This window comes from Stenotrophomonas sp. LM091 (assembly GCF_001806305.1).
In the GTDB taxonomy this organism is placed as follows: domain Bacteria; phylum Pseudomonadota; class Gammaproteobacteria; order Xanthomonadales; family Xanthomonadaceae; genus Stenotrophomonas; species Stenotrophomonas bentonitica_A.
On record NZ_CP017483.1, the window covers coordinates 767,733 to 791,906 of the forward strand.

Genomic DNA, 24,174 nt, shown 5'->3' on the forward strand with positions numbered 1-24,174 from the left:
GTCCTCTCAACGTCCGCGCAGGAACCAGCGGTCGATTTCCGCCAGCGAAAAACGGGCCCAGGTCGGCCGGCCGTGATTGCACTGACCCGAGCGTTCGGTGATTTCCATGTCGCGAAGCAGGCCGTTCATTTCCGGCACGGTCAGGCGCCGGTTCGCGCGCACCGCGCCATGGCAGGCCATGGTCGACAGCAGTTCGTCGCGGGCGCTGGCGATGCGACGGCTCTGGCCATGCTCGCGCAGGTCGGTCAGCACATCGCGCAGCAGCGCCTCCGGCTCGGCATTGGCCAGCAGGGCGGGAATGCTGCGCACGTGCAGCGAGCCGGGGCCGGCGCGGGTGATTTCAAAGCCCAGCGAGGTCAAGGTCTCCGCTTCGCGTTCGGCGGTATCGGCGTCGCGCTCGCCGACCGCCAGAGTGATCGGCACCAACAGCGGCTGCGCATGCAGGCCCATGCCGTCGTGTGCGGTTTTCAGGCGCTCGTAGCCGATGCGTTCGTGCGCGGCATGCATGTCCACCACGATCAGGCCTTCGGCGTTCTCGGCGAGAATGTAGATGCCATGCAGCTGCGCGATCGCATAGCCCAGCGGGGGTACGCCACTGTCGGCCGCCGTGACCGGCAAACCACTTTCGGTTGGCATCGGCGGCAGGCTGCCGCCGGCGGCGTTGCCACCGGGCGCGCCATACAGCGCCGCATAGGCGGAAGGGGCATCGGCCACGCGCAGGCCCAGTGGCGATTGCTGCGGGCGCCAGTCGCCGCCCATGCCACCCCCACCGCCACCACCGGCTGCACTGCCGGCGAGTGCATAGCCACCACTGCCTGATGACGGCAGACCGTAGGCCGGCGCCGCGGTCGCGGCACTCTCCGTGGCGTGCACCTGCGTGCCGGCGGCGGTCATGCCGGCGCGCGTTTCCGCCAGCGCTTCCTTGAGCGTGCGGTACACAAAATCGTGGATCAGGCGCGAATCGCGGAAGCGCACTTCATGCTTGGCCGGATGCACGTTGACGTCGACACGGGTCGGGTCCAGCTCCAGGAACAGCACATACGCCGGCTGGCGACCATGGAACAGCACGTCGCCGTAGGCCATCTTCACCGCGTGGGCGACGCTGCGGTCACGCACCGAGCGGCCGTTGACGTACAGGTACTGCTGATCGGTGCTGGCCCGCGAGTAATGGGGCTGCGCGATCCAGCCGTGCAAGCGCAGGCCGGCACCGCTGTGGTCCACGCGCAGCGCCTGGTTGGCGAAGTCTTCGCCGAGTGTTTCGCCCAGGCGCGCGTCCGAGTACAGATCGCCGGGCTTGTAGCGGCGCGAAGGTTTCCCGTTGTGCGACACGCGCAACTCGACATCCGGCCGCGCCAGCGCGAGCGAGCGCAGCCACTCTTCGATATGGCCCAGCTCGGTGCGCTCGGCGCGCAGGAACTTGCGGCGGGCCGGCACGTTGTAGAACAGCTCGCGCACTTCCACGGTGGTGCCCGGCGCATGCGCGCGCGGGGTCACCTCGCCAAGCCGGCCGCCTTCGATCTGCAACGCCGAGCCGTGCTCGTCGATGGCACGGCGCGAGCTCAGGGTGAAGCGGCTGACCGAGGCGATCGACGGCAACGCTTCGCCGCGGAAGCCGAGCGTGGCCACCGACTCCAGATCATCCAGGCTGGCGATCTTGCTGGTCGCATGGCGCGACACCGCCAGCGGCAGCTCTTCCGGCGCAATGCCACCGCCGTCATCGCGGATGCGGATCAGCCGCACGCCGCCCTCTTCCAGGTCGATATCAACCCGCGTGGCGCCGGCATCCAGCGCGTTCTCGACCAGTTCCTTGACCACGGACGCGGGCCGCTCGACCACTTCGCCAGCGGCGATCTGGTTGATCAGGATCTCGGGAAGCTGGCGGATGCTCATGCGCACCTCCGGCTGACGGAGGTGAGGGGCGCAGCGGCGAGGGGGATTCGGGAAACAGACGTCATCCCGTGATGATAGCGTGCGCCGGGCGGTGGCTGGCGGGCTTACTTGCTGCCGCCCGCCACGGTACCGGCGGCGTCGATCTCGGCCTGGGCGCGCGCAGCGTACAGGGTGCCCGGCGGCGGCTGGCGGCTGAAGAAGGTATGCACGCCATCAAGCACGGCCCCGGCGATCTGGCGCTGGTAGGCCGGATCGATCAGGCGGCGCTCTTCATCCGGGTTGGAGATGAACGCGGTTTCGACCAGCATCGCCGGCATGTCCGAGGTGCGCAGCACTGCGAAGTTCGCCCGTTCGATGTTGGGCTTGTGGTTCTTGCCGATCCGCTTCAGGCCGCCCAGCACATGCCCGGCAGCGTCTTCGGAGGCCTTCATGTAACCGCTCTGGGCCAGATCCAGCAGCACGTTGGCCAGGGTGCCTTCGGTCTGCTGCAGGCGTACGCCACCGACCAGATCGGCGGCGTTTTCCTTGTCGGCCAGCCAGCGCGCACGCTGCGAGGACGCGCCCTTGGTCGAGAGCACGTAGACCGACGAACCAGTGGCCGCGCGGTTCTCGGCGGCATCGGCGTGGATCGAGATGAACATGTCGGCCTTGGCGGCGCGCGCCTTCTGCGCGCGCATCGGCAGCGGGATGAACACGTCGCTGTCGCGGGTCAGGTAAGCCTTCAGGCCGGGCGTTGCGTTGACCTGGCGGGCCAGTTCACGCGCCACTGCCAGGGTGATGTCTTTTTCGCGCTTGCCGGTCGGGCCGACCGCGCCGGGATCCTGGCCGCCGTGGCCCGGGTCGATCGCGATCACCAGCGGGCGCATGCCGGCACGCATCTTCACCCGCGAGGCGTCGCTGGGCATGGCCGGACGCGGGTTCTCCTGCGGCGTCACCGGGGTCGGCGTCGGCGCCGGGGTGGGCACCGGCGCACTGGCGACCACGGCCGTGGTCGACTGACCGGCGAGGATGGCGGCCGGTGAAGCGCTGTTGCTGGCGGCATTGGCGGTGCCGGCAGCGGCCACGTTGACGGTGGTGGCGGTGGTCGCCGCCGGGCCCGGCGCCGGTGCCGAGGTGGCGACGGTGGCGCTGGCCTGCTGACGTACCGAGGCGGTCAGCAAGGCGGTGGCGCGCGCGGCGTCGCTGCGCGCCTGTGCGGATTGGGCAGCGGCCTGCGCGGGGGTCGGAGCGGCTGCGGCCGGCGTGGAAGCCGCTGGCGCAGGCGTCGGCGTCGGCGTCGGCGCAGCAGCAGGTGTCGGGGTCGGGCTCGACGCGCTGGCCACGCGGGTGGACGTCGGCGCATCGCCCGGCCACTCGATCACCAGCCGCGATTGATCCCCCTGCTTGATCATCTGCGGGCGGAACGGCGCGACCGATTCGGCCAGGTCGAACACCACGCGGAACGTGCCCGGCACCGGCTGCCCGGTTCGGACCGCCGTGACCACACCCTTGGGCGCCGGCAGTTTGAGGTTGCGGATCGCGCTGGAGTCCGGGAAATCGACCACCAGGCGGTTCGGACCGGCCAGGGACAGGGTCTTGTAACCCCCGCTGCCGGCCAGCGAAATCTCCGCACGGGTACCGGTCGCACCGGTCTCCACGGCCACCTGGCGGACTTCGCCCGCCCACGACAGCGCGCTCGCCAGACAGAGTCCGACGGCAGTGCAGATGGCGGTGAGTGATTTCCCCATTGGCATGGGTCTGGATTCAATCACCGCGCTGAATGAAATGCAACTCCTTTTCCCTTAATAATCCGTAACCTGCCGGTGGTTCCTAGTGTCAGCCGACAGAAAGGGCCTGCAAGTCGCCCCCCTGGGGGAGCCGTTCGAGCCATTCGCGACCGGCAGGACTGGTCGCCGTGAGCCGGGCGCGCCGCCCCTGGCCATGGATCTCCAGTGCGACTTCCAGATCGGTCGGCGGCAGCGCACCGGCGCCGCGCTCGGGCCATTCGACCAGCCACAGCGAGGCGCTGCCCTCGTCCAGCCCCAGGAAATCCAGCTCCTGCGCATTGCCGATCCGGTACAGGTCCAGATGCCAGGCCTCGTGCCCGTCGGCCAGCGGGTAGCGTTCCACCAGGGTGTAGGTCGGGCTGCGGATCGCGCCCTGCACGCCCAGCGCGCGCAGCAGGGCGCGGGCCAGGGTCGACTTGCCGGCCCCCAGGTCGCCCTGCAGCTGCATCACCGCCTGCGACGGCCGGGTCGCGGCCAGCCATTGCCCGAGCAGGTCGGTGTCCTGGGTCTGCGCGAGGAAAAACTCGATCATGTTCAAACGTCCGGATTGACCAGCCGGCGCAGCGGCGCCAGCAGATCGGTGGGAAGCAGGCCCCGCTGGCCGTCACTGGCGGCGGCATCGCCGGCCAGGCTGTGCAGCAATGCGCCGGTACTGGCCGCATCGAACGCGCCCAGGCCCTGCGCACGCAGGGCGGCAATGATGCCGGTGAGCAGGTCGCCCATGCCACCCACGGCCATGCCGGGGTTGCCGGCGGCGATCACCCGCGGCACCGAGTCGGGCGCGGCGACCACGCTGCCGGCGCCCTTGAGCACCACCACCGCGTGGAACCGGTCGGCCAGCGCTCTGGCGGCAGTGAAGCGGTCCGCCTGCACCTGCGCCGTGCTCAACCCAAGCAGGCGCGCGGCCTCGCCCGGGTGCGGGGTCAGGATCGCATCACCGGGCGGCTGCGGTGCCTTGGCCAACAGGTTCAGGGCATCGGCATCGATCACCAGCGGCTTGCCGCTGGCCAGCACCTGCCGCCAGAGTTCGTGGGCCCAGTCGTCCTGGCCCAGGCCCGGGCCGATCGCGATCACCCCGGCGCGTGGCAGCAACGCCTGCAGGTCCTGCGCGTCCTGGACGGCATGCACCATGGCTTCGGGCAGCCGCGCCAGCAGCGGTGCGACATGCGCTGCCCGGGTCGCTACGCTCACCAGCCCTGCGCCCGCGCGCAATGCCGATTCACTGGCCAGCATCACCGCGCCGCCGCTGCCGAGATTGCCGCCCACGCACAGCACGTGGCCGGATTCGCCCTTGTGGGTGTTGGCGCGGCGCGCCGGCAGTTGCGCGCGCAGGCGTGGTTGCTGCCAGCACTCGGCGCTGTGCTGCACGCCCTGGTCGGCGCCGGCGGGCAGTTCCAGCGCGGCCAGCCGGCGCCCGCCGACATGCTCCAGCGCCGCGCCGGTATACAGCCCCTGGTGACGCACGATGAACTGCAGCGTGACCGTGGCGCGGATGGCGACGCCCGGTATGTTACCGGTCTGCGCATCCACGCCGCTGGGCACGTCCAGCGACAGTACCGGCAGGCCCGAGGCAGTGATCGCGTTGATCAGATCGGCCGCCCCACCGGCTGGCGCGCGGTTCAGGCCGATGCCGAACAGCGCGTCCACGAGCAGGTCCACCGGCGGCAGGCCGCCATCGAAATGCGCTACCGCACCGCCGGCGGCGATGAACGCCTGCTCGGCCTGCTGCGACAACGTCGTGGCCGGGGCATCGGTCGCCAGCCGCAGCACCGTCACCTGGCGGCCGGCTGCACGGGCAAGACCGGCCAGCACATAGCCATCGCCGCCGTTGTTGCCGGCCCCCACCACCACGCCGATGCGCTGCGCCTGTGGCCAGCGCTCCAGCAGGCAGTGCCAGGCCGCCAAGCCGGCCTGTTGCATCAGCGAGGCTCCCCCATCGCCCAGCAGGGCGCTGGCCTGCGCATCCAGGCGGCGCGCGGCGGTGATATCGAACAGTTCAGCAAGCTCGGGCATGCCGGGATTCTATACTTGTCGCCCAGGCGCAGCCTTGCCGCGCCCTTCCCAGGCTCCGTTTCCGCCCAGGCCATGTCCGCCGTCCCCCTCCCCGCCCCCGTCCACCTGGCCCGCGCCGCCGACCGCATCCGTGCGATCGCGCGCGTGCATGGCTTCCAGCGCTGCGGCGTGTCCGGGATCGATCTGCGCGAGGACGAAGCCCACCTGGCCGACTGGCTGGGCAAGGGCCTGTACGGCACGATGGAGTGGATGGCGCGGCACGGCACCCTGCGCGCGCGGCCGGATGAACTGCTGCCGGGCACGGTGCGGGTGATCTCGGTCGGCATGGATTACGGCCACAAGGATGACGCCGAAGCCTGGAACACCCTGCATGATGGCGACCGCGCCTACGTAGCGCGCTACGCCTTGGGCCGCGATTACCACAAGCTGATGCGCAACCGGCTGCAGAAGTTCGCCGACAGCATCGCCGCCGAGATCGGTCCCTTCGGCTACCGCGTGTTCGTCGATTCGGCCCCGGTGCTGGAGCGCGCCCTCGCGCGCAATGCCGGGCTGGGCTGGATTGGCAAGCACACCTGCCTGATCGACAAGCAGGGCGGTTCGTGGTTCTTCATCGGTGAGATCTACATCGACCTGCCGCTGCCGGTGGATACACCCGCGAGCGCGCACTGCGGCACCTGCACGCGCTGCATCGATGTCTGCCCGACCCAGGCGATCATCGCCCCGCACCGCCTGGATGCACGCCGCTGCATTTCCTATCTCACCATCGAACATGACGGTGCGATTCCCGAGGAGATGCGCACCGCAATGGGCAACCGCATCTACGGCTGCGACGACTGCCAGCTGGTCTGCCCCTGGAACAAGTTCGCCAAGCGCACCGACGAGCCGGATTTCCGCGCGCGCAATGACCTGGACACCGCCTCGCTTGCCCAGCTGTTCGCCTGGGAAGAAGACGAGTTCCTGCGCCGCACCGAAGGCAGCCCGATCCGCCGCAGCGGGCATGAACGCTGGCTGCGCAACATCGCCGTGGCGCTGGGCAATGCGCCGACCCATGCCGAGACCCTGGCCGCGCTGCAGGCACGGCGCGAGCACCCTTCGGCGATCGTGCGCGAGCATGTGGCCTGGGCCCTGCAGCAGCACGCCGACCGCGCCACCGCGGGATGAAGCATCGCCGCCGACGTGCGACCATGGCCCCCCGTTCGTACCGTTTGGCCTGATGCCCCCCATGGACCGCAGCGCGCAGATTCTCACGCCCAGCCAGCTCAACATCCTGGCCCGCGACCTGCTGGAAGGCGCGTTCCCGCTGATCTGGGTGGAAGCCGAACTGGGCAGCGTTACCCGCCCGGCCTCAGGCCATATGTATTTCACGCTGAAGGACGCGCGCTCGCAGATCCGCGCGGCGTTGTTCAAGCCCAAGAGCCAGTGGCTGAAGTTCGTGCCGCGCGAAGGCATGCGCGTGCTCGCGCGGGGCCGGTTGACCCTGTACGAAGCCCGCGGCGAGTACCAGATGGTGCTCGACCACATGGAAGAAGCCGGCGAAGGCGCCCTGCGCCGCGCCTTCGAGCAGCTCAAGGCGCGGCTGGAGGCCGAGGGCCTGTTCGCGCCCGAGCGCAAGCGGCCGATGCCGGCCCATGTGCGCCGCCTGGCGGTGATCACCTCGCCCACCGGCGCGGCGGTGCGTGACGTGCTGAGCGTGCTGGAACGGCGTTTCCCGATGCTTGAGGTCGACCTGCTGCCCAGCCTCGTGCAGGGCGACAGCGCCGCCGCGCAGTTGACCTCGCTGCTGCGTTCGGCCGATGCCAGCGGCCGTTACGATGTGATCCTGCTGACCCGCGGCGGCGGCTCGATGGAGGATCTGTGGGCGTTCAACGACGAGCAGCTGACCCGCGCGATTGCCGCCAGCCAGACACCGGTGGTCTCTGCGGTGGGTCACGAAACCGACTTCAGCCTCGCCGATTTCGCCGCCGACCTGCGTGCGCCCACGCCCTCGGTCGCGGCCGAACTACTGGTACCCGACCAGCGCGACCTGCTGCTGCGCGTGCGCCGCCTGGATGCGCGCCTGGCACAGCTGCAGCGGCACAGCCTCGGGCAAGCGATGCAGCGCGCGGACCGCGCCCTGCTGCGCCTCAACGCACAGAGCCCTCAATCACGCCTGCAGCTGTTGCAGCGCCGCCAGCAGGATGTCGCGCGCCGCCTGCACGCAGCGTGGACGACACAGCATCAGGGCCGCCTGGCCCATCTGCGCCACGCCGCGGCTGTACTGCGCAGCGGTCACCCGCAGCGCCGGCTGGATGCCCTGCGTGAGCGCCTGCAACGGCTGCTGCCGCGTGCGGACAGTGCAATCGGCCGCCAGCTGCAGCGCGACAACCTGCGCCTGCGCGCGCTCGCCCGTTCGATGGAAGCGGTCAGCCCGCTGGCCACGGTCGCGCGGGGTTACGCCATCCTGACCCGCGAGGACGATGGCAGCCTGGTGCGTTCGCCGCTACAGGTGCGCCCCGGCGATACGCTCAAGGCACGCGTGCAGGACGGCGTGATCGAGGTAACGGTCAACGAACCGGCGCGCTGACCCAGCGCGCCCACGCCACGCCGTTCGCCTTCAACGCCCCGCGCTTTCGCAGAACTTCTGCCGGTATTGCATCGCCTTGGGCATCAACGCCTGCAGGTTCTGAATGCGCGTGCCCGGGTTGGGATGCGTGGACGCGAATTCCGAGGTCGACTGCCCGCCACTGGCCTGCCCCATCCGCTCCCACAGCGGAATCGCTTCCTGCGGGTCGAAGCACGCTGCGGCGGCCAGCATCAGGCCCACTTCATCGGCCTGGGTTTCATGGCTGCGCGCATAGGGCAACAGGTAGCCGTAGCCCATCGCCGACATCATCATCTGCTGCTGTTGCGGGTCCATGCCGCTGGCGGCGCCAGCCATCTGCCCGATCTGGGTCATCTTCTGCTGGGCCATGCGCTGGGCCCCATGGCGCAGCAAGGCATGCGCGATCTCATGCCCCATCACCACCGCCATCGCATCCACCGTACGCGCGACCGGAATCAACCCCGTATAGACCGCCATCTTGCCGCCCGGCAGGCAGAACGCATTGGCCTGGTCGGACGGAATCACGTTGACCTCCCATTCGAAGTCACGCGCGAAGTGCGCAGGCTTCAGCCCATGTTCCTCGGCGAGCGCGGTTTCCACCACGTCGACCTTGGCGATCAAGCGCTGGGCGATCGCCTGGATCTCGCGCGACTGTGGCGCATTGGGATCCAACGGCCGCTCCTGGGCCAGGATTTCCTGGTAGGCCTGCAGGCCGAGCGCCTTCTCTTGGCTTGCATCGAGCGAGCTGTCGATCAACACGCTTTCGCCGGTGTACGGATCCACCGCACGGTTGGAGAACCAGTAGAACGCGGCATAGCCGGCGAAGGCCAGCAGTACCCACCAGCGGATGTTGCCGAACAGGCCCGGCCGCCGGGCGCGGCCCTGCTGCTGACCGCCGAATGGATCGTTGCGCATGCGCTTGCTTCCTGAGATGGCCGCGGCACCCTGCCCGACACTGCGCCAATCCTAGAACGCGCGGTGGGTGGCAGGGTGAAAATCCGGCCCGGCGCGCCGCTGGTCAGATGCCGCGGACCAGGCGGAAGCCGATCCGGGCGCTGGTGGTGTCCGAGTCCTGCGACTGCCGCCACGCCGCGCGGGTCTGTACCGGTGCGTTGGCCCAGTTGCCGCCACGGATCACGCGCTGCCGGCAGCCGGGGTTGAACCAGGCCACGCCATCGGCAGGTGCCCGCCGGTAACTGGCATGCCAGCAGTCGGCCACCCACTCGCTCAGGTTGCCGGCGATGTCGTGCAGGCCCCAGGGGTTGGGATCGAAGCTGCCCACCGGCGCCGGGCCCCAGTATCCATCGCCGTAGCCGACGAAGGCGTTGTACCAGTGCCGGCCGGAGGGTGAGACATCCTCGGCGCCGGTGAAATTGCCGGCACGCGCGGGCGGCGTGCCCGCATCGCCCCACGGGTAGCGGCCACTGCTGCCGGCGCGCAGCGCGTATTCGAATTCGGCCTCGCTGGGCAGCCGGTACGAGCGTCCGGTCTGTTCGGACAGCCAGGTCGCGTAATTCTCGGCATCGCGCACGCTGACGTGCATCACCGGCAGGTTGGCGATCGCCTCGGCGCCGTTGTAATCGGACTGCCAGTCCACGCCGCTGCGGCGGACGAAGTTGCCGCTGCGCTCGTCGTACACGATCGAATGCCCGCGCCGCGTGGCACGTGGGCGGGCCTTGGTGGCCTGCACGTAGCGGCGGAAATCGGCGACCGTCACTTCGGTGATCGACATCGCAAAGCCGCGCTCGAACCGCACGTAATGCGAGGGTTTCTCGGCATCGGTCGCGCCCAGTTCGTTCTCGGCGGCGCCCATCTGGAATCCGCCATGCGGCACCACGATCATCTGGGGCCCGCGGCCACCATCGCGCAGAGCATCGCTGAACACCTGCCGCGGCCGGAAGCTGCCGTAATGGGTGACCAGTTCGATGCGCTCGCGCAGCTGGCCCACGACCGGATCGCCGGGCAATGCGATGCGCAGGGCGTCTTCCAGTTTCTGCCGCGCCGGCTTGAGACCCTGCGGCGTGGCCAGATCACGCAGGCCCTCGTTGCGCAGCCGCGCCAGCGTGTCAGAGCGGATGTTCTCGATGCGCTCGAAGGCATCGGCGATGGTGATCGAAGAGTCGCGCACCTTGGCCGCTTCGGCCAGCCACGTTCCCGCGGTCGCAAAGTCAGCGGCCCGCGCGGCCGTTTCCGCACGCCGGATCAGTGCGCTCTCTGCGGCCGCCAGCCCCTGCCGGGCACGCGGATTGTCCGCATCCAGCGCCAGCGCCTCGCGGAAATTGGGGATGGCGCCATCGCCGTCTTCGCCGATGCGATCGGCACGCAGATCCTCTTCACCGGCGCGGTTGTAGGCCACCACGCGCTGGGCGATCTCCACCCGCGACTGCAGCTCACGTACCTTGGCATCGTCGGGCGCCAGGGTCAGCAGGACCAGGGCCATCTCGCTGGCCTGGGCCAGCGCCTCACGCTGCTTGAGCGGGCGGTCCAACAAGGCGGACGCTTCCTGCAGCAGACGCTGACGGGCGCGTTTCAGGCCGGCCTGGGCCACCCTGTCCTTGGGATCGCGCTGCAGCAGCGCCAGCCAGATCGGAATCGCATCCTCGGCGCTGCGGTACAGCCGGTCTTCCTCGAAGGCGCGCGCGGCGTCACGGCGTGCCTGCGCGACTTCGCCGTCGACGAGGGTGACCGCAGGTGGCTGCCAGCGCTCCACCGTCTCGGCCGCATCCTCGCCACCGATGGTGACCTGCGCCACCGGTGCGCTGGGCGTGGGCCGCGGCGCAGCGGGCGTGGCCGCTGGGGTTGCCGGGGCGGGCGCAGGCGCGGGCGAACAGGCGGCCAGCACCCCCAGCAGTGCGGTGAACAGCAGCGGCAATGTGCCTGGCGGTCGCAAATGGGGGTCCTTGGGGCATGGCATCGTCTTGCAGTGCCTGCACCCTGCCGCACGCCGTGTGCCCCGGGTGCAGTCGCGTTCCAGGCGGCATGCCGCAGGTGCGGACAGGCGATCATCATAATCGCCACCGTCGCAGGCGGCGACCGCTGGCGGCCCGGGCGTTCATCGCACTGCGCAGGCATGCCGGCCGTGGCACGGGGTTAGGCTATCCTCCCCGACCTGAGCACCCCTTTGCAGTACATGGAATCCCACGTGGCTTACTGGATCAAAACCCCGGCGGAACTGGACGAGCGCTTCCGCCAGCGCCCCACCCGCATCGGCCTGGACACGGAGTTCATCCGCGAGCGCACCTACTGGCCGCAACTGGCCCTGGTACAGATGGCGGTCGGCGATGAAATCCTGCTGATCGACCCGCTGATCCCCGGCATGAACGAGGCCCTGGCCCCGTGGCTGACGGATACCTCGATCCTCAAGATCATGCACAGCGCCAGCGAAGACCTGGTCACCTTCAAGGTCGCCTGCGGCGTGCTGCCACGCCCGCTCTTCGACACCCAGATCGGCGCTGCGCTGGCCGGCATCGGCGGCGGCATGGGGTACCAGAAGCTGGTCACCGCGGTCACCGGCGTCACCCTGGCCAAGGGCGAGACCCGTTCGGACTGGATGCGCCGCCCGCTCTCGGAGGCACAGCTGGAGTACGCCGCCGACGACGTGGAGTACCTGTTCCAGATCCACGACACCATCGACGCACGCCTGGAAGAACTCGGCCGCCGCCAGTGGCTGCAGGACGATGCCGAGCGCCTGCTCGCCAGTGTGGAACACGATGAAGAGCGCTGGCCGCATGTGGCGATGCGCTCGGCGCAGTTCATGGATACCCCGGCACAGCTGCGCCTGCTGCGCCTGCTGCGCTGGCGCGACGTGCAGGCCCGTGCCAGCGACAAGCCGCGCAGCTGGGTGCTCGACAACGAACTGGCTGCCGTGCTGGCACGCACGCCGCCGGCCGATGTGGATGCGCTGTCCAAACTGATGGAAGGCTTCCCCAAGGCCCCGCGCAAACTCGCCGCGCAGGTCTGGCAGGCGCTGATCACCCCGCTTGCCGATGAAGCCGAAGCCCCGCTGGCGCTGCCGGCCACCGATGCCAACAAGCAGGCCCTCAAGCGGCTGCAGGATGCGGTCAGCGCGCGCAGCGCCGAACTCGGCCTGCCCGACGGCGTACTGGCCTCGCGCAAGCACCTGGAAAGCTACATTGAACGCCGCCAATGGCCCACGGCGCTGGCCGGCTGGCGCCAGGCGCAGCTGGAGCCGATCCTGGCCCCCCTGCTGCCACCTGCCTGAAACGACAACGCCCCGCATCTGCGGGGCGTTGTCTCTTGGATCCGACGCACCGGTGCCGCAGCAGCGCAGCACCGGCGACGTGGGTCTTACCAGTTCATGTTGAGCGACACACCCACGGTGCGCGGTTCGTTGTAGACCGCGGCCATGTAGTTCTCGATCACACCCTTGAGGTTCTTCTCATTGGTGATGTTGCGCGCGAACAGCGCCACTTCCCAGGCACCGTAGTTGGCCGAGTAGCCCAGCTTCAGGCCGCCTTCGAAGCTGCCCTTGGAGTTGAACTCGGCCGAGTCGTACAGCACGAAGCTGGTGTAACCCTGCTTGTTCCAGTCGGTGGAGACGAAGAACACATCGGCGTCATTGACCGGCATGTCGTAACGCGCGGCCAGGTTGATGTTGTACTTCGGTGCATTCGGCAGCGGGTTGCCGTTGATCTGCGCGAAGGTGTTGGCACCAACCTTGATGGTCGGGTCATTCACGGTGCACACCACGGCGCCGTTCAGGGCGCAGACCTGCGCGTACACGCGGTCGTCCTGGATCTTGCTGTGCAGCAGGCTGACGCCGGCGCTCAGGGCCAGGTTCGGGATCGGGCGCAGCTCCATGTCCGCTTCCAGACCGTAGGCCTTGGCCTTGTCGGCATTGAACAGCACGCCGTTGCCGTCCGAATCGTTGCCGTTGAGCTGGATGTCGTTGACCACATAGGTGAACGCAGCCGCGTTCACGCGCAGGCGGTTGTCCCACAGGCTGCTCTTGATGCCCGCTTCCCAGGACAGGATGGTTTCCGAGTTCGCCGTGGTGAAGTCGGCATTGAACACGGCCGAACGGCCCTGGATGGTCGGGCCGCGGAAGCCGCGGGCCACGCGCGCGTACACGCTCAGCTGCGGGTTGAACGCATACATCGCGCTCAAGTCCCAGCTCGGCGTGGTGTCGGACATCTCCACGTAGGTGCGGCCCTTGTAGGTCACGGCACCGGCGGCGGTATCGGCGGTCTTGAGCAGGCGGGTCTTCTTCTCGTCCTTGGTCTGGCGCAGGCCGGCGGTCAGGGTGAACTTGTCGGTCACGTCATAGCTGACCTGGCCGAAGCCGGCCCAGGAGGTGTTGACGTTGCGCAGGCGCACCCAGTTGTTCGGGTTGCGCGCGTTGCCCTGCAGGAACCAGGCGCGCTGGTAGAAATCGGTGGTGTCGCGACCGTCGAAGTAGAACGCGCCGACCTGCCACTTCAGGCGGTTGTCGTCGGCGTTGGCCAGGCGGAACTCCTGGGTCCACTGGTCCAGATCGCGGATCTGGCCCATCGACTGGCCGTAACCGTTCGGCACGCCGTTGACCGGGTAGTTCACGGCCGCGCCGCCGTCGGTGTCACCGCGGCTGTAGCCGGAGGTGGTTTCGTAGGCGGTGATCGAGGTCAGCGAGACGTTGCCGAAATCGTAGATGGCCTTCACCGAGCCGCCGTAGGTCTTGTAGGCCTGCGGGTTGTTGTCGGCTTCGTCGTAGGCGACCTGGTCGCGCGGCACGTCGGTCTTGTTGGAGCCCTTGGTCAGCGCGCTGCGCAGGAACAGGGTCGAGGTGCCGTCATAGTCGCGTGCGTGGGCCGAGGCCAGCAGCGAGAAGTTCTCGGTCGGCTGCAGCAGCAGCTGCGCGCGCACGTTGCGGTCGTCGAAGCCGCCCATGGCGTTCTTCTTCGGCGAGACCGTGCCATCGGCGCTGGGGCCGCGGTAGGTGTTGTCGACGTAATCATCGCGGTGCTGGTACAGCGCCGACACGCGGAACGAGGCGATATCGTTGATCGGGCCACCGAAGCCGCCGTCGATCGCCACGCTGCCGTAGGTACCGTAGCTGGCCTGCACGCGGCCGCTGTAGTCCTGGCTCGGCTTGATGGTGTCGAACTTGACGATGCCGGCGGTGGTGTTGCGGCCGAACAGCGTGCCCTGCGGGCCGCGCAGCACTTCGATCTGGTCCACGTCATAGACCGGGTTGGACTTCAGCACCACGTGCTCGAGCACCACGTCGTCCTGGATGATCGAGACCGGCTGCGACGCACCCAGGTAGAAGTCGATGTTGCCCAGGCCGCGGATGTAGAAGCGCGGGAAGATGCGGCCGGTGGTGGTTTCAGCGTAGAAGCTGGGCACCTTGCCCGACAGCGCCAGCAGGGTGTCGTCGCCGCCGGCGGTGTAGTCGCGGATCTTCTCGCCCTGCACCACACCGACCGAGACCGGCACTTCCTGCAGGTTGCGCTCGCGGTGGTCGGCGGTGACGGTGATGGTGTCCAGCGAGGTCGCGCTGGCCGACTGCGCGTCCTGCGCCGAGGCGGCAGCGGACAGCATCAGCGCAGCCGAGGCGCAGGCCAGCGCCAGGGCGTGGCGGCGCGGCAGCAGGGCGGCCGGCAGGGAACGGGAAAGAAGACGCGTCGACACAGGGGCGTGGCGTAGAGCGGGCATGCAGAGGTCTCTGGTAGTACAGATCGGGGCAGCCGGCGAGATGGCCGGGCACCATAGGAAATCGACACCGCTGTGGAGACAGCGATGCGGCACGGTATTGGCTGGATGTTGCAGATTGGTGTCAGGGCGTTCTGGGCGACGGCTGTCCGGCCCCCCTGGTCCACTGGCTATGCGGCCGCGTTTTCTGGCGCGGATTATGCCCGGCCCACGCGCGCGCCGGAAGGGCAGCGTTCGGGTTTGGACGCCTACCGGGCCATCGGCCACATGTCGCCCGGCACTTGTCGCCCTGGCGGCGGCGAACACTGAACCGGTCATCCATGAGCAGACCACTCGCTGGAGGATGCCCTGCACGCGGCCACCGCCGGGATGGCGCAGTGGCTGGAGCAGGACGACCGGTTGAGCCTGTCCGAGACAGCGCAGGTGCTGGGTAGTTCGGTCAGCTTCGTGGTGGCCAACCTGGCCGGGCGCAGCGTCGGCGTGGCGGCCAAGCTGGACAAAGCGCTGCTGCGGCAGGTCGAACGGGCACCTGGCAGGACACACGGCGCCGGCCCGTGACCCGGACCAGGCACCCCTTGGCAGGCAACGCCGGTCGGCGCTAGACTAGGCCCATCGCGAGGTACGGCCGAGGTCGGGTACGCCACGCAGTTGCACCACCCGTGGGGCCATAGCTCAGCTGGGAGAGCGCGTCGTTCGCATCGACGAGGTCAGGAGTTCGATCCTCCTTGGCTCCACCACTATTCAAGACAACGCCCCGGAAACCAGGTTTCCGGGGCGTTGTTGTTTCTGCAGGTTGCGCGGGTTGCTTACGCGCCCTCGGGATTGTCCTTGCGCTCCGGCCGGCGCGTGCCTGCATCGTGGATCGCCTGATCGGTCTGCGCCGGCCGCTGCTTGGCGGTTTCGTCCTGCTTGCGGTCCTGCTGGCTCTCTTCGATGCCTTCCTGCTTGCCTTGTTCGCTGGGCTTGGTGTCTGCCATGGTTCTACTCACTGATGCGGGCACCGGGACGGCGCCTTCAAGGGCAGACTAACCAGCCGATCGTGATGCACGAATCACGATCGACACGGCCTCGCACACGTCGCGCTCACGCGCGATACGCCGGTCAATCCAGCTTGACCACCAGCTTGCCGAAGTTGCGCCCCTTGAGCAGCCCGAAGAATGCCTCCGGCGCGTTCTCCAGGCCCTCCACGATGTCTTCGCGATACTGCACGCGGCCGTCCTTCAACCACTGTCCCATCTCGCGCAGGAACGCCGGGAAGAAGGCGTGCAGGTCGGACTGGATGAAGCCGCGCACGGTCAGGCGCTGGCGCAGCACCTGGCTCATGAAACCCGGCAGCCGGTCCGGCCCGGGCAGCACCGCGCCGCGTGCGTTGTAGGTGGCGATGGTGCCGCACACGGGAATGCGCGCGAAATCGTTGAGCAGCGGCGCGACCGCATCGAACACATGCCCGCCGACGTTCTCGAAGTAGACATCGATGCCGTCGGGCACCGCCGCGCGCAACTGCGCGGCGAAATCGTCGGCGCGGTGATCCAGCGCCACATCAAAGCCCAGTGTTTCCAGGTACGCGCGCTTCTGCTCGCCACCGGCAATGCCGACCGTGCGCGCCCCCTGCAGCTTGGCGATCTGCCCCACGGTTGCGCCCACCGGGCCACTGGCAGCCGCCACCACGAGCGTTTCGCCCGGCTGCGGCTTGCCGATTTCCTGCAGGCCCACGTACGCCGTGAATCCGGGCATGCCGTACACACCCAGTGCAGTGCTGATCGGCAGGTCGTTGTCCTCGAGCTTGCGGCTGAGCTGATCGCCATGGATGACCGCGTGCGTCTGCCAGTTGCCCGGGGCCAACACATGCTCGCCGATGGCGAAACCGGGATGGCTGGAGGCGAGCACTTCAGCAACGGTGCGCCCTTCCATCACCGCATCCAGCGCAACCGGTGCGGCGTAGGACGGCCCCTCCTCCATGCGACCACGCATGTAGGGATCCAGCGACAGATAGCGATTGCGCAGCAGCACCTCCCCCGGGCCAGGCGCGGGCACCGGCACGTGCTCGATACGGAAGTTGGATGAGACGGGAGCACCGTTCGGGCGAGAGGCGAGCACGATGCGGGTGTTGGTAAGTGCGTTCATCAGCGGATCGCTCCAGGGAGACGGAAAAGGAAACCCGACAGTACGCCGTCCGGGCACGTGCGAGCGGGGGGTAAAACAGCGTTCCATCGGTGCAGGACGATGCGGCTGTGCAATCACCTTGTGCGACAGGGACCGACCATCCCGATGGCGCCACAGCATTCCATCCGTACGCTGCACCGCGCATGCGTTGCCCGCGCCGCCGGCCAGGGCGCATGATCGCGTCATGAACGTTCCCGCTTCCCGCCGACGCCGCTACCTGCTGCCGGGGTTGATGTCCGCCACCACTGTGTTCGGCCTGGCATGCTGGGCAATCCTGGCGACCGAGCCCGGTTGCCTGGCCGCGCAAGGCCACTGGTCGTCCGGTGCAGGCAAGTGCCACACGCGCCTGTGCCTGCTGCAGGGCGACTGCGGCGAGATGGCTTCACCCATCGTGGCATGCAACAAGGTGCAGGTCGGCGACAGCCGTGGCCGCGTGTACTTCCACCTGGGCAATCCCCTGCCCGGTGCAGGGGCCAACGCGGAGTGGCCCGCAGGCAAAGCCGACAACGGCATGATCCGCGCACGCTTCGAGGATGACCGCCTGGTCAGCCTGGCCTGCCCGGTCACGCCGTAGGGCGTGCGCGCCTCCATTGCAGCGGGCTCATGCCCATCTCGATCCGGAACATGTAGTTGAACGCCGACGCCGAGGCATAGCCCAGCTCGTGCGCGATTACCGTGGGCGAACGCCCCTGCGCCAGCCACTCGATGGCGCGCAGCAGGCGCAGCCGCAACCGCCACTCACGCAGGCGCATGCCGGTCTCGCGTTCAAAGTGGCGCGCCAGGGTACGCGGCGATGCACCCAGCAAGGGCGCCCAGTCCTCCACGCTGCGGGTGTCGGCAGGTTGCTCGTACAGCGCCTGGCACCAGCGCTGCAGGCGCGCATCCTGCGGCCAGGGCAGGTGCCGGGTGTGCTGCCGCTGGCGCGGCAACTGCGCAGTGATCAGGGTACACAACGTGGCGTAGTAGGTGCGGTCGTGATCGGGCACGGTGCGATCGAGTTCAATGATCAGTTCGCGCAGCAGCGGTGACACATCGAGTACCGCGCAATGCGTGGGCATACCCAGTTCCGGCCCATCGGCCACGTAAAGATTGCGGAACGCCGAGGTGTTCAACGCGCCCGTGTGATGGAGCGTGCCGGTCGGCACCCACAGCGCCTGCTGCGGGGTGATCACGTGACGTGCCTGCCCGGCGCTGGCCTGCAGCACACCCGTGCTGGCATGGACCAGCTGGTTCCAGCCGTGCACGTGCGGCGGGAAGCGCTCGCCGGCCTCCAGTCGCTGGCTGCGCGCCACCACCGGCCAGGGCAGACGCCGCAGCGGCGGCACCGCGACTTCGCGCCAACCCGCCGCAGTGGGTTCAGCCATGGCCATGTGACGTCTCATCGACAGGATGGGTCATTCTATCGAAAGACGCGATCACCTCCGTCCACGACGATGGGCCCTCCCCGCTGCCCTCCCTACCCATGTCCCTCACGATCCCGCCTCCTCGCCACGCCTGGCAGGTCATCACGGCCGGCATCTGCGCGCTGGTACTCACGGTTGGCCTGGCGCGCTTTGCCTACACCCCGCTGCTGCCGGTGATGCGGCTCGACGCCGGGCTCACGGCCGCCGGCGGCGGCTGGCTGGCCACGTTCAACTATCTGGGCTACCTGGCCGGCACCGTGCTGGTCGCCCGGGTCGGCGACATGCAACTGAAATTCCGCTTCTACCGCATCGGACTGGTCCTGGCAGTGGTATCCACCGGCCTGATGGGCACCACCACGGACATGGCCATCTGGGGCGTGCTGCGCTTCGTGGCCGGCCTGTCCAGCACCGCCGGCCTGCTGCTCGCCTCCGGGCTGGTGCTCAACTGGCTGCTTGCCCATCAGCGCCGCCCACAGCTCGGCCTGCACTTCGCCGGCCTCGGGGTGGGGATCGCGGTCTCGGGCCTGGCGGCTGCAGCGATGGCCGATCAACTGGCGTCCTCCCGGCAGTGGATCGCCTTGGGCGCCCTGGCGGTGGTGTTCCTGATCCCGGCCTGGGCATGGATGCCGCCGCCGGCAGCGATCTCCAGCGCGACGGGTGCCAACGCTCCCCCGCCACCCGGGCGGCGCTGGCGCTGGCTGCTGATCGCCTCGTACTTCTGCGCGGGGGTCGGCTTCGTGGTCAGCGCGACCTTCATCGTCGCCATCCTGGTGCAGACCCCTGCCTTCGCCGGCCGCGGCAGTTGGGTGTGGGTGCTGGTCGGCCTCACCGCCATCCCCTCGACGTTTGCCTGGGACCGGCTGTCTAACCGGCTCGGCCTGATCCGCGCATTGATGCTCGCGTATGCGTTGCAGGCCACGTCCTTCGTATTGCCCTTGCTGGATGGCGGGCTGTGGGCCGGCGCGGCCAGCGCGGTGCTGTTCGGCCTGACCTTCGCCGGCATCGTCAGCCTGACCCTGACCGTGGTCGGTCGCCACTACCCGCACAATCCTGCCAAGGCGATGGCGACGTTGACGCTGAGTTACGGCGTCGCCCAGATCATCGCCCCCGCGATCGCCGGCACGCTGGCGCGCGACAGCGGCAGCTACCAGGGCGCATTGGTGCTGGCAGCGATCATGATGGTGATCGGCATCGTGCTGTTGTGGTGCATGCCCAACAACGCACGATCCGCCCCGGGCTGATCAACTGCACCGGCGCAACGCATCCGCCTGAACCGACGTTCATGCGCTTCGGTGATGTGCTCGAGCCCGCTGGATCAAGCACTTGGATGTGGGCGGACAAGGGTTTGGAAACAAATGTGAAATTTTTTTCGCGAAACGCTTGCCGAACCCCTCATACCTCCGTATTATTCGCGTCCTCGCCAGCGGCAACGCAGCGATGAAGTGGCCGGGTAGCTCAGTTGGTAGAGCAGGGGATTGAAAATCCCCGTGTCGGCGGTTCGATTCCGTCCCCGGCCACCACAATTTCAGATGACCTGCAGAAATGCAGGTCATTTTTTTTGTCTGGCGTTCGACCAGGCCACATCGCGCATCGTTCAATGAAGGCGCGTCTGCACATGGTTCGTGCGCATTGCAGAGCGGGCAAAGCGACCAGGGATGATGTCCTGCGTGACGCAATGGCATGCCTTGCCGTTCTTCGCCACGCGCTGGCATGCTCACCTGGCGGACAGGGTCGTCTGCGGCCACGCTTGTTCGCACCTCATGGCCGCGCACACAGGGAGAAGTGAATGTCGAACGGCATCGACGTGCTGCAGGCGCAGGTCGCGCAGCTGAAACGCAGTCAACGAAGACTCACGCTGGGCTACGCGGGGTTCGGCTTACTGGCCGGGGCGGCGTTGATGATGGGGGCGACGTCGCAGCGCAGCGCCAGCTTCGACGTCATCGATGCCCAGCGCATCAACATCAAGGAACCTGATGGGACGTTGCGACTGGCGATCTCCAATCGCACGCTCTTTCCCGGGGTGCTCATCCACAACAAAGAGCAACCGCATCCGCGCCCGATGGCAGGCATGCTGTTCTTCAACGATGAAGGCACGGAAAACGGCGGGCTGATCTACAACGGCTCGCTCGACAAGAACGGCAAGCCCTCCAGCGGCATGAGCCTGACCTTTGATCGCTATCAGCAGGACCAGCAGATGCAGTTGCTGGGCGTGGACGAAGCAGGGACACATTCGGCAGGGCTGACCTTCAATGACGTTGCCGACGGCCTGGACCGTCCGTTCTTCTCCAAGCGGGACGAAGCACTTCATCGGAATGGCGTTCCTGCGATCACCGAGCGCGTGTTCCTTGGCAAATCAGATGCGCGCGATGCCATGCTGACCCTGCGCGATGGTCAAGGAAAGCCGCGGCTCGAGCTGGTGGTCACGCCCGCGGGAGACGCCAAGGTGCGCTTCCTGGACGAGAACGGCAACGCCACGCGGGAACTCTCCGCTGACAGTCGGTAGCGCGGGTGCCGCACGCTGCCACGCGCACGCCAGCGACGTGAGACGGCCACTGCATGACGGAATATTCACAATTTCCGTCCTGCCTGTGCCTAAGCTCGCTGCGTCTTGTGTGGAGTGTCGACAATGCGCAGCCGCTATCTGATCAGTGCCCTGCTCGCCCTCGCCGCCACCGGGTCGGCCTGGGCGGCCGCGCCGGTGACCTCGGTGGAGGCGCTGGACATGGACCGCTACGCCGGCCAGTGGCATGAGATCGCGCACCTGCCGGTATCGTTCCAGAAGAAGTGCGTCGGCGATATCACCGCCACCTACAGCCTGCGCGCGGATGGCCGGATCAGTGTGCACAACGCATGCCGCCAGGCCGATGGCGATCGCGTCGCCGCCGATGGCGTGGCACGGCCCGTCGAGGGTCACCCTGGCAGGCTGCAGGTGCGCTTCGTGCCGGACTGGCTCTCCTGGGTCCCGCTGGTCTGGGCCGACTACTGGGTGATCGCCCTGGATCCGGGCTACCAGTGGGCGGTGGTCGGCGAGCCGGACCGCAGATACCTGTGGATCCTCTCGCGTTCGCCGAGCATGGACACCGCCCTGTTCGAGCAGCTCAAGGCGCGCGCCGAGGCGATGGGCTATGACCTGGCCCCGTTGCGGGTGATGGCGCCGCTGGACTGACCTGGCGCGCCGGCCACGCGCCGCGCCGCCGCCCGGCCGTGCTCCCCAGACTAAAAGCACGTGGCCCGGTCATCCCGGTGCCCTACCCTTGCCCCCTGCTCCCCTGGAGCAGCACGGACACCATACGCCGTAGTATGCTCATACCCATGCAGTATCCGCCCGAGGATTGCGCCATGTCCCACCGCTTCCGTTCCGCCCTGCCCATCGGCCTGATCGCCGTCGCCTGCCTGGCCCTTGCCGCCTGCAACAAGACGGTCAAACGCGTCTCCGAGCCGGCCGCCAGCGTGCAGGAACTGACGGTGCGTGCCGATGGCAGCTGGACGGTCGCGCTGCGCCTGCAGAACTTCAGCTCCATGCCCATGACCTTCGACAACGTGTCCCTGCAGCTCAGGGTGAGCGATCAGGACGCCGGTGCGCTGCAGCTGCAGCCGGCGCTGTCGATTGGTGGCGTGTCGGCCGACGTGGTCAACGTCGACCTCAAGCCGAGCTCGGGCGCGCGCCTGGTGATGGCCGACGCGCTGGCCGGCAACCGTACCCTGGCCTATTCGCTGAAGGGCTCGGTAAGCGCGACCCCGCAGGAAAAGAAGCAACGCACCTTCGAGATTGACAGCCGCAGCACGCTCAACCAGGCCCCTGGCCTGCCCGGCGTCCTGCGCTGACCGGCGGGCTGTCCGCCACCCTTCGCCACTGATCGAGACCGTCCCCGATGAGCAGCTACACCGCCCCGCTTTCCGATATCCGTTTCGCCCTGCATGACGTGCTCAAGGTCGAGCCGCTGTTCGCGCGCCTCGGCCTGGCCGATGCCACCGCCGATGTGGTGGATGCCGTACTGGAAGAAGCCGGCCGTTTCAGTGCCAGCGTGCTGGCGCCGTTGAACAGCGTGGGCGATGAGATCGGCTGTGTACTGGACCAGAGCACCGGCGAGGTCACCACCCCGCCTGGCTTCAAGCAGGCGTACACGCAGTTTGTCGAGGGCGGCTGGACCGGCCTGACCGCTGCGCCGGAGCTGGGTGGCCAGGGTCTGCCGCACACGCTGGGCGTGCCGCTCAACGAAATGATCAATGCCGCCAACCTGGCGTGGGGCAACTTCCCGCTGCTCTCCCATGGCGCCATCGAGGCGCTCAAGCAGCACGGTGAGGCGTGGCAGCAGGAGGCCTTCCTCAAGCCGCTGATCGAAGGCCGCTGGACCGGCACCATGTGCCTGACCGAACCGCATTGCGGCACCGACCTGGGCCTGCTCAAGACCAAGGCCGAACCCAACGCGGACGGCAGCTACGCCATCACCGGCACCAAGATCTTCATCACCGCCGGCGAGCACGACCTGACCGACAACATCGTCCACCTGGTGCTGGCCAAGCTGCCGGATGCACCGGCCGGCGCCAAGGGCATCTCGCTGTTCGTCACCCCGAAGTTCAAGGTGGACCGCGAGGGCAAGATGGGCGAGCGCAATGCGCTGCGCTGCGGCTCGATCGAGCACAAGATGGGCATCAAGGGTTCGGTCACGTGCGTGATGAATTTCGACGGCGCCGAAGGGTATCTGGTGGGCCAGCCGCACAAGGGCCTGCAGGCGATGTTCACCATGATGAACACCGCACGCCTGGGCGTTGGCCTGCAGGGCATCGGCCTGTCCGAACGCGCCTACCAGAACGCCCTGACGTACGCCCGCGAGCGCCTGCAGTCACGTTCGCTGAGCGGCCCGAAAAACCCGGAAAAGCCGGCCGACCCGATCCTGGTCCACCCGGATGTGCGGCGCATGCTGCTGACCATCAAATCGCTGGTGGAAGGCAGCCGCCTGCTGGCCCTGCACGCGGCCACCCTGATCGACGTCGCCCACCATGCGCAGGATGCCGGCGAACGCGAACGCGCCGACACCCTGGTGAGCTTCCTCACCCCGATCTCCAAGGCCTGCCAGACCGAATGGGGCATCGAGAACACCTACAACGCGCTGCAGTGCTTCGGTGGCCACGGCTATATCCGCGAGCACGGCATGGAGCAGCTGGCACGCGATGCCCGCATCACCACGCTGTATGAAGGCACCACCGGCATCCAGGCACTGGACCTGATCGGTCGCAAGACCGCCTCCAGCCAGGGCGCCGGCCTGAAACTGATGCTGGCTGAGATCGAGGCCTTCGCCAAGGCCAATGAAGGCAACCCGGCGCTGGCCGAGTTCATCGCCCCGCTGCGCGCCAAGGCGGACGAATGGGGCAAGCTGACCCTGGCGACGCTGCAGCGCGCGGCCACCAACCCGGACGAACTGGGCGCGGCCAGCTTCGATTACCTGTTCTATTCGGGCTATGTGGTGCTGGCCTACTGGTGGGCACGCAGCGTCGCTGCCGCCGATGCCTCCGCGCAGAGCGCTGCGTTCAAGCAGGCCAAGCGCGAGACCGCCCGCTTCTACTTCGCCCGCGTGCTGCCGCGCACGCTCAGCCACGCCGCCGCGATCCAGGCCGGCGCCGAACCGCTGATGGCGATGACCGACGCGCATTTCGGCGAAGGTTGATCGGTCGCCAGACCACCGACGCCTGATCGTCGGTAGGTGCC

Annotated in this window: 20 protein-coding genes and 2 tRNA genes; 12 read left to right on the plus strand and 10 right to left on the minus strand. The window is 68.2% G+C overall.

All coding sequences use genetic code 11. From position 1 onward, the window contains the following. Window positions 1-6: 6 nt before the first annotated feature. From mutL to BIZ42_RS03430, 4 genes are all read right to left on the minus strand, one after another. Window positions 7-1,890: a DNA mismatch repair endonuclease MutL gene (gene mutL, locus BIZ42_RS03415; protein WP_070425557.1), complete on the minus strand. Its 1,884-nt coding sequence runs from the start codon at window positions 1,888-1,890 to the stop codon at window positions 7-9. A 104-nt stretch (window positions 1,891-1,994) separates the two neighbouring features. After that, a complete protein-coding gene (locus BIZ42_RS03420; RefSeq protein ID WP_156785797.1) occupies window positions 1,995-3,617 on the minus strand; it encodes an N-acetylmuramoyl-L-alanine amidase in 1,623 nt (540 codons plus the stop codon). Window positions 3,618-3,705: 88 nt separating this feature from the next. Then, entirely contained in the window at window positions 3,706-4,188 is a 483-nt protein-coding gene (gene tsaE / locus BIZ42_RS03425) for a tRNA (adenosine(37)-N6)-threonylcarbamoyltransferase complex ATPase subunit type 1 TsaE (protein WP_070425559.1), read from the minus strand. 2 nt (window positions 4,189-4,190) lie between these two features. Beyond that, a complete protein-coding gene (locus tag BIZ42_RS03430) occupies window positions 4,191-5,669 on the minus strand; it encodes a bifunctional ADP-dependent NAD(P)H-hydrate dehydratase/NAD(P)H-hydrate epimerase (protein WP_070425560.1) in 1,479 nt (492 codons plus the stop codon). Window positions 5,670-5,741: 72 nt separating this feature from the next. On the opposite strand from BIZ42_RS03430, the gene queG reads away from it, so the two are divergent. Then, a complete protein-coding gene (gene queG / locus BIZ42_RS03435) occupies window positions 5,742-6,830 on the plus strand; it encodes a tRNA epoxyqueuosine(34) reductase QueG (RefSeq protein ID WP_046273216.1) in 1,089 nt (362 codons plus the stop codon). Window positions 6,831-6,891: 61 nt separating this feature from the next. Next, window positions 6,892-8,232 (plus strand): exodeoxyribonuclease VII large subunit, encoded by a 1,341-nt coding sequence (xseA, locus tag BIZ42_RS03440; RefSeq protein WP_156785684.1) that lies wholly within the window; start codon window positions 6,892-6,894, stop codon window positions 8,230-8,232. Window positions 8,233-8,262: 30 nt separating this feature from the next. On the opposite strand, the gene BIZ42_RS03445 is transcribed toward xseA, so the two are convergent. Together BIZ42_RS03445 and BIZ42_RS03450 are read right to left on the minus strand one after the other, a co-directional pair. Beyond that, window positions 8,263-9,165 (minus strand): M48 family metallopeptidase, encoded by a 903-nt coding sequence (locus tag BIZ42_RS03445; protein WP_019182802.1) that lies wholly within the window; start codon window positions 9,163-9,165, stop codon window positions 8,263-8,265. A gap of 103 nt (window positions 9,166-9,268) precedes the next feature. Then, window positions 9,269-11,140 (minus strand): formylglycine-generating enzyme family protein, encoded by a 1,872-nt coding sequence (locus BIZ42_RS03450; RefSeq protein WP_237393554.1) that lies wholly within the window; start codon window positions 11,138-11,140, stop codon window positions 9,269-9,271. 252 nt (window positions 11,141-11,392) lie between these two features. Here BIZ42_RS03450 and rnd point away from each other — a divergent pair, with 252 nt between their 5' ends. Further along, complete coding sequence (rnd, locus tag BIZ42_RS03455) at window positions 11,393-12,472, plus strand: ribonuclease D (protein WP_026069717.1); 1,080 nt, start codon at window positions 11,393-11,395, stop codon at window positions 12,470-12,472. A gap of 86 nt (window positions 12,473-12,558) precedes the next feature. Here rnd and BIZ42_RS03460 read toward each other — a convergent pair whose 3' ends face one another. After that, a complete protein-coding gene (locus tag BIZ42_RS03460; RefSeq protein ID WP_026069716.1) occupies window positions 12,559-14,904 on the minus strand; it encodes a TonB-dependent receptor in 2,346 nt (781 codons plus the stop codon). A gap of 366 nt (window positions 14,905-15,270) precedes the next feature. On the opposite strand from BIZ42_RS03460, the gene BIZ42_RS03465 reads away from it, so the two are divergent. Continuing rightward, window positions 15,271-15,459, plus strand: coding sequence for a hypothetical protein (locus BIZ42_RS03465; protein WP_070425562.1), 189 nt, complete (start codon window positions 15,271-15,273; stop codon window positions 15,457-15,459). A gap of 103 nt (window positions 15,460-15,562) precedes the next feature. Continuing rightward, window positions 15,563-15,638, plus strand: a tRNA-Ala gene (locus BIZ42_RS03470). 69 nt (window positions 15,639-15,707) lie between these two features. Here the strand turns inward: BIZ42_RS03470 and BIZ42_RS19675 are convergent. Then, a complete protein-coding gene (locus BIZ42_RS19675; RefSeq protein WP_019182797.1) occupies window positions 15,708-15,878 on the minus strand; it encodes a hypothetical protein in 171 nt (56 codons plus the stop codon). Window positions 15,879-16,002: 124 nt separating this feature from the next. Further along, window positions 16,003-17,025 carry an NADP-dependent oxidoreductase gene (locus tag BIZ42_RS03475; RefSeq protein WP_070425563.1) on the minus strand — a complete coding sequence of 341 codons (1,023 nt, stop codon included), beginning with the start codon at window positions 17,023-17,025 and terminating at the stop codon, window positions 16,003-16,005. 223 nt (window positions 17,026-17,248) lie between these two features. Here BIZ42_RS03475 and BIZ42_RS03480 point away from each other — a divergent pair, with 223 nt between their 5' ends. Next, window positions 17,249-17,638: a hypothetical protein gene (locus tag BIZ42_RS03480; RefSeq protein ID WP_070425564.1), complete on the plus strand. Its 390-nt coding sequence runs from the start codon at window positions 17,249-17,251 to the stop codon at window positions 17,636-17,638. Here the strand turns inward: BIZ42_RS03480 and BIZ42_RS03485 are convergent. Beyond that, window positions 17,628-18,434, minus strand: coding sequence for a helix-turn-helix transcriptional regulator (locus BIZ42_RS03485; RefSeq protein WP_070425565.1), 807 nt, complete (start codon window positions 18,432-18,434; stop codon window positions 17,628-17,630). The genes BIZ42_RS03480 and BIZ42_RS03485 overlap by 11 nt on opposite strands. Before the next feature lie 92 nt (window positions 18,435-18,526). Between BIZ42_RS03485 and BIZ42_RS03490 the strand changes: the two genes are divergently transcribed. From BIZ42_RS03490 to BIZ42_RS03515, 6 genes are all read left to right on the plus strand, one after another. Then, window positions 18,527-19,708, plus strand: a complete 1,182-nt coding sequence (locus tag BIZ42_RS03490; protein WP_070425566.1) for a YbfB/YjiJ family MFS transporter — start codon at window positions 18,527-18,529, stop codon at window positions 19,706-19,708. A 203-nt stretch (window positions 19,709-19,911) separates the two neighbouring features. Beyond that, window positions 19,912-19,987: transfer RNA gene (locus BIZ42_RS03495), tRNA-Phe, on the plus strand. 266 nt (window positions 19,988-20,253) lie between these two features. Further along, on the plus strand, window positions 20,254-20,970 hold the full coding sequence (locus tag BIZ42_RS03500) for a hypothetical protein (RefSeq protein ID WP_083279778.1): 717 nt from the start codon (window positions 20,254-20,256) through the stop codon (window positions 20,968-20,970). 123 nt (window positions 20,971-21,093) lie between these two features. After that, window positions 21,094-21,633, plus strand: a complete 540-nt coding sequence (locus tag BIZ42_RS03505) for a lipocalin family protein (protein ID WP_046273224.1) — start codon at window positions 21,094-21,096, stop codon at window positions 21,631-21,633. Between the two features lie 173 nt (window positions 21,634-21,806). Next, on the plus strand, window positions 21,807-22,292 hold the full coding sequence (locus tag BIZ42_RS03510; protein ID WP_070427434.1) for an LEA type 2 family protein: 486 nt from the start codon (window positions 21,807-21,809) through the stop codon (window positions 22,290-22,292). 47 nt (window positions 22,293-22,339) lie between these two features. Next, complete coding sequence (locus BIZ42_RS03515; protein WP_070425567.1) at window positions 22,340-24,133, plus strand: acyl-CoA dehydrogenase C-terminal domain-containing protein; 1,794 nt, start codon at window positions 22,340-22,342, stop codon at window positions 24,131-24,133. Window positions 24,134-24,174 lie beyond the last annotated feature (41 nt).

Coding starts and splice junctions, on each gene's coding strand:
- mutL (WP_070425557.1), bottom strand. CDS start 1,890: ATGAGCATCCGCCAGCTTCCCGAGATCCTGATCAACCAGATCGCCGCT.
- BIZ42_RS03420 (WP_156785797.1), bottom strand. CDS start 3,617: ATGGGGAAATCACTCACCGCCATCTGCACTGCCGTCGGACTCTGTCTG.
- tsaE (WP_070425559.1), bottom strand. CDS start 4,188: ATGATCGAGTTTTTCCTCGCGCAGACCCAGGACACCGACCTGCTCGGG.
- BIZ42_RS03430 (WP_070425560.1), bottom strand. CDS start 5,669: ATGCCCGAGCTTGCTGAACTGTTCGATATCACCGCCGCGCGCCGCCTG.
- queG (WP_046273216.1), top strand. CDS start 5,742: ATGTCCGCCGTCCCCCTCCCCGCCCCCGTCCACCTGGCCCGCGCCGCC.
- xseA (WP_156785684.1), top strand. CDS start 6,892: ATGGACCGCAGCGCGCAGATTCTCACGCCCAGCCAGCTCAACATCCTG.
- BIZ42_RS03445 (WP_019182802.1), bottom strand. CDS start 9,165: ATGCGCAACGATCCATTCGGCGGTCAGCAGCAGGGCCGCGCCCGGCGG.
- BIZ42_RS03460 (WP_026069716.1), bottom strand. CDS start 14,904: ATGCCCGCTCTACGCCACGCCCCTGTGTCGACGCGTCTTCTTTCCCGT.
- BIZ42_RS03465 (WP_070425562.1), top strand. CDS start 15,271: ATGGCGCAGTGGCTGGAGCAGGACGACCGGTTGAGCCTGTCCGAGACA.
- BIZ42_RS19675 (WP_019182797.1), bottom strand. CDS start 15,878: ATGGCAGACACCAAGCCCAGCGAACAAGGCAAGCAGGAAGGCATCGAA.
- BIZ42_RS03475 (WP_070425563.1), bottom strand. CDS start 17,025: ATGAACGCACTTACCAACACCCGCATCGTGCTCGCCTCTCGCCCGAAC.
- BIZ42_RS03480 (WP_070425564.1), top strand. CDS start 17,249: ATGAACGTTCCCGCTTCCCGCCGACGCCGCTACCTGCTGCCGGGGTTG.
- BIZ42_RS03485 (WP_070425565.1), bottom strand. CDS start 18,434: ATGGCCATGGCTGAACCCACTGCGGCGGGTTGGCGCGAAGTCGCGGTG.
- BIZ42_RS03490 (WP_070425566.1), top strand. CDS start 18,527: ATGTCCCTCACGATCCCGCCTCCTCGCCACGCCTGGCAGGTCATCACG.
- BIZ42_RS03500 (WP_083279778.1), top strand. CDS start 20,254: ATGTCGAACGGCATCGACGTGCTGCAGGCGCAGGTCGCGCAGCTGAAA.
- BIZ42_RS03505 (WP_046273224.1), top strand. CDS start 21,094: ATGCGCAGCCGCTATCTGATCAGTGCCCTGCTCGCCCTCGCCGCCACC.
- BIZ42_RS03510 (WP_070427434.1), top strand. CDS start 21,807: ATGTCCCACCGCTTCCGTTCCGCCCTGCCCATCGGCCTGATCGCCGTC.
- BIZ42_RS03515 (WP_070425567.1), top strand. CDS start 22,340: ATGAGCAGCTACACCGCCCCGCTTTCCGATATCCGTTTCGCCCTGCAT.